Below are 2110 nucleotides of genomic sequence, written 5' to 3'. Positions count from 1 at the left end.
CTGAGCTGCGGACTGCTGAGTTCCGCGGTCACCTGGCCGTACGGCACCCGCCCACTGTAGTCAGAGCTCGCGTTGGCCGCGTTCGCCTCGAGCTGTGCTAGTCCGAAGTTACGGCGGTTTGGTGAGGTGATGTAGCGGCTGGCCTGCGTGGATGGTTATGAAACCGTGTCGGCGTGTAGTCACTAATAACGGCGTGTCGCGGGGCCGTTGATGATAGATTCCTGCTGTGGTGAAGGGTTCTGGCGCCGTTCATGTCTCGACTCAACGTCGTCACTACGTCGGCAAGGACGGGGTGGCACGGGTCTACGAGACCCACCTGCTGCGCCGATCGTTCCGGGATGAGGGCAAGGTCCGCAACGAAACGGTGGCGAACCTGTCCCATCTGCCGGCGGAGGCGATCGGGGTGCTCCGCCTCTCGCTGGCCGGGAAGGCCCTGGTCGAGGCCGGTGCGGAGGTCGCGATCACCCGATCGGTGCCGCACGGGCACGTCGCCGCGGTCTGGGCGATGGCGCAGAAGCTCGGGCTGCCCGGGTTGCTGGGTCCGCCCGGCCGGATGCGGGACCTGGCGTTGGCGTTGATCATTTCCCGGTCCGTCGCGCCGGCTTCGAAACTGGCCACCATTACCGCCTGGGATGACCTGACCCTGGGCGCGGACCTGGCGGTGGCGGGGGCGTCCACCGATGAGGTGTATGCGGCGATGGATCACCTGCTGGGCCGTCAGGAGGTGATCGAGAAGAAGCTGTCGGCCAGGTATCTGGCGCCGACGGTGAACCCGTCGCGGATGGCGTTGTACGACCTGTCCTCATCTTGGATGACCGGCACGAAATGCCCGCTGGCCAAGCGTGGCTACTCCCGGGACGGGAAGAAGAACCTCCCGCAGATCGAGTATGCGGTGCTGACCGACCCCGCCGGGTGCCCGGTCGCGGTCCGGGTGTTCGACGGGAACACCGCCGACCCGACCGCGTTCACCGCCGCGGTCACCGCGGTCAAGGACACCTTCCGGCTGGAGAACATGGTGATGGTCGGCGACCGCGGGATGATCACCGCCGCCCGCATCAAGGCCCTCAAGGAGCTCGGCGGACTGGGCTGGTTGACCGCGCTGCGCGGCCCGCAGATCGCCGCGCTGGCCGCCGACACCGGCCCGCTGCAGATGAGCCTGTTCGATCAGCAGAACTTCGCCGAGATCACCCATCCCGACTACCCCGGAGAACGTCTCGTCGCCTGCCGGAACCCCGCCCTGGCCGACCTCCGAGCCCGCAAACGCCTCGACCTGCTGGACGCCACCGAGGTCTTGCTGGCCCCGGTGCTGGCCGCGGTGACAGCCGGGCGGCTGGTCGGGTCGGGCAAGATCGGATTGCGCGTCGGCCGGGTCCTGGGCAAGCACAAGATGGCCAAGCACTTCCAGGTCGCGATCACCGACACCACCTTGACGATCACCCGGTACCAGCCCGGCATCGACGCCGAAGCCGCCCTGGACGGCCTCTACGTGCTGCGCACCACCGTGCCCGACACCGATCTGGACACCGCGGGGGTGATCGGCGCCTACAAGAACCTCGCCAACGTGGAGAAGAACTTCAAATCCCTCAAGGCCATCGACATCGACCTGCGACCCGTCCGCCACTACCTTCCCGACCGGGTCAAGGCACACGTGTTCCTCTGCTTCCTCGCCGCGCACCTCACCTGGCACCTCCGCAGAACCCTCGCCGAGCTCACCTACACCGACGAAAACCCGCCGACCCGAACCGATCCCGTCGCACCAGCGCTCAAAAGCAAACCAGCGCAGGCGAAAGCGGCCACCCGCACCAGCACCCACGGACTACCCCTGCACACCTACCAAGGCCTGCTCACCCACCTCGGCACACTGACCAGAAACGACGTGCAATACGGCACCAACGGACCCATCGTCCCCACCCTGGCCGAACCCACACCCACTCAACGCCGCGCCTTCCAACTCCTCGGCACACCCATCCCGACCACCCTGACCTGACCTCCAACGAACCCGCCGTCGACAGAACACACCCCCACGACACTCGAAAACCGCAGGTCACGGCCACAATCACCTGCCCAAGCCGCCGTAACTTCGGCCTAGTCAGGGCTACTTTGATCTTGG

Annotated in this window: 1 protein-coding gene; it reads left to right on the top strand. The window is 66.6% G+C overall.

The features are described 5' to 3' along the window. Positions 1-292 precede the first annotated feature (292 nt). On the top strand, positions 293-1987 hold the full coding sequence (locus VF468_23060) for a transposase (GenBank protein ID HEX5881170.1): 1695 nt from the start codon (positions 293-295) through the stop codon (positions 1985-1987). The last annotated feature ends 123 nt before the right edge of the window (positions 1988-2110 follow it).

The organism is Actinomycetota bacterium (assembly GCA_036280995.1).
Classification (GTDB): domain Bacteria; phylum Actinomycetota; class CALGFH01; order CALGFH01; family CALGFH01; genus CALGFH01.
The sequence above is the reverse complement of the archived record's forward strand: the minus strand, read 5'-3'. Positions and strand labels throughout refer to the sequence as shown.